Origin of the sequence: Mycolicibacter acidiphilus (genome assembly GCF_018455725.1) — a bacterium.
Lineage (GTDB): Bacteria > Actinomycetota > Actinomycetes > Mycobacteriales > Mycobacteriaceae > Mycobacterium > Mycobacterium acidiphilum.
The window spans coordinates 1-1,958 of record NZ_JAHCLR010000113.1; the positions used below are offsets into that span (position 1 = coordinate 1).

The following is a 1,958-nucleotide window of genomic DNA, read 5'->3' on the forward strand; positions in this document are numbered from 1 at the left end:
AGGTCTTGATGTCGCCGCGGTACATGCCGGCCAGCACGGTGCCGTTGAGCTTCAGGTTGCCGGTCAGGCCGGGCAGGTTGTAGTTGACCTGCTGGGCGGAGATCGCCAGCGCGATGTTCATCAGGCCGGGGTGCTCCTTCATGTCACCCTCGGACAGGTAGGCGTCGGAGGCGCCGATGTCGACCGCACCGGCCGCCGCCTGGGAGATGCCGGTGCCCGAACCGGTGCCCTGGGCGGTGATCGTGACGTTCGAGTACTTGTCGTGGTAGGCCGGGCCCCACTGATTGAACAGCGGGTACAGCAGGGTGCTGCCGGTCTCCGACAGCGACACGTCCGAGGTGGCCGGGGCGGTGGCCGCCGTGCCATCGGACGGCGCCGAATTCGACGGCGCGGTCTCGGTTTTCGAGCCGCAGGCCGCTCCGGCCAGGATCAGCGGCGCGGTGGCCGACAGGGCCAGCAGAGTACGCATGCGAGTCTTCACAGCTGCACCTTCCTCACTACTATCTGGATGATTTTCTTCCCCGCTACGGACCGGTTTCGGCGAGCCGACCCCGGGCCAGGTAGCGGACGGTTTCCTGGTGCTGCGGCGACGCGAACAGCTGCGCCGTCGGCCCTTCCTCGACGAGTCGACCCTCGAAGAAGAATGCGGTGCGGTCGGCGATCCGGGCCGCCTGGGACAGATCGTGGGTGACCATGATGACCGTCAGCTGGCTGGTCAGCGACGCGATCAGCTCCTCGATCTTGTCGGTGGTGGTCGGGTCCAGCGAGGACGTGGGCTCGTCGAGCAGCAGCACGTCCGGATTGACCGCCAGCGCGCGGGCGGTGCACAGCAGCTGCTGCTGTCCGCCGGACAACCGGAACGGGGAATCCGAGAGCCGGTCCTTGACGGCGTCCCACAGGCCGACCAGCCGCAGCTTCTCCTCGGCGACGTCTCGGAAAGCCTTGCGCGGCACCATTTTATGGGCGCGCACCCCGGCCACTACGTTGTCCATGATCGACATCGGGAACGGGTTCGGGCGCTGGAACAGCATTCCGACGTTGCGGCGCAACTCCATCAGGTCGAAATCGCCGAAGATGCTGGACTCGCCGAGCAGCACGTCGCCGCTGTGCCGGTACCCGGTGACCTTGTCGTTCATCCGGTTCAGCGTGCGCAGGAACGTGGTCTTGCCCGAGCCGGTCGGTCCGAGCAGTGCGGTGATCGCCCGGGCGGGAAACGTCAAACTCACCTCGGACAGCACGGTTTTCGGGCCGAAACCGAGAGTCAGATCCACCGATCGCATCGCGACAGCAGCGGTGGCATCAGGTCCGACATTCAACTGATCGGGCTGCATCGGCGTCATGCTACTGACGATTCCTGCGGATTAGGTGTCAACTGCTGCGGATTGTGGCGATCTGCGCGATTGATTGTTTGGCCACCGCATCCGGCAGCGGGTACAGGTGGGCCTTGTCGAGGAACTGCGGGGCGCTGCCGTCGGTGACCGCCCAGTGCAGGAAGGCGCGCAGGGTCTGGGCGGTGTCGGCGTCGTGCTGACCGGTGTCGACGATCGCGTACTCGTAGCTGATGATCGGGTAACCGTCCGGTGCGGGCCCGTCGATCAGCGAGATCGCCTGGTTGTCCGGGGTCCTGTCGACGAAGCCGGCGGCCGCGATCTGCACCGCCTCGGCGCTCGGCAGCAGGAAACTGCCCTCGGAGTTGCCCAGTTGGGCTTCGCCGAGACCGGCGGCCCGGGCCTGATCGCCGAAGCTGGTGCTGAGGTAGGCGACGCAGCCCGGGTTGGCGGCGCAACCGGTCACCATCGCACCATTGCCGTTCTCGCCGACGGTGGCCGCGACCGTCGGGAAGTCGACGGTGGTGCCGAAGCCAGGAGTCTTGCCCCAGCCTTCGGGATCCTGCTTGGACAGGTACTGGGTGAACGCGAACGTGTCACCGGAGCCGTCGGAGCGGTGCAGCGGCACCA

General features: G+C 66.8%; 3 protein-coding genes. All 3 read right to left on the bottom strand.

What is annotated here, in order from left to right:
• On the bottom strand, positions 1-481 hold a 481-nt coding region (locus KIH27_RS22040), incomplete at its 3' end, for a substrate-binding domain-containing protein (protein ID WP_214095080.1).
• Positions 482-524: 43 nt separating this feature from the next.
• Positions 525-1,340: an ATP-binding cassette domain-containing protein gene (locus KIH27_RS22045; protein ID WP_214095081.1), complete on the bottom strand. Its 816-nt coding sequence runs from the start codon at positions 1,338-1,340 to the stop codon at positions 525-527.
• A 28-nt stretch (positions 1,341-1,368) separates the two neighbouring features.
• A partial coding sequence (locus tag KIH27_RS22050) for an extracellular solute-binding protein (protein ID WP_214095082.1) occupies positions 1,369-1,958 on the bottom strand: 590 nt, incomplete at its 5' end.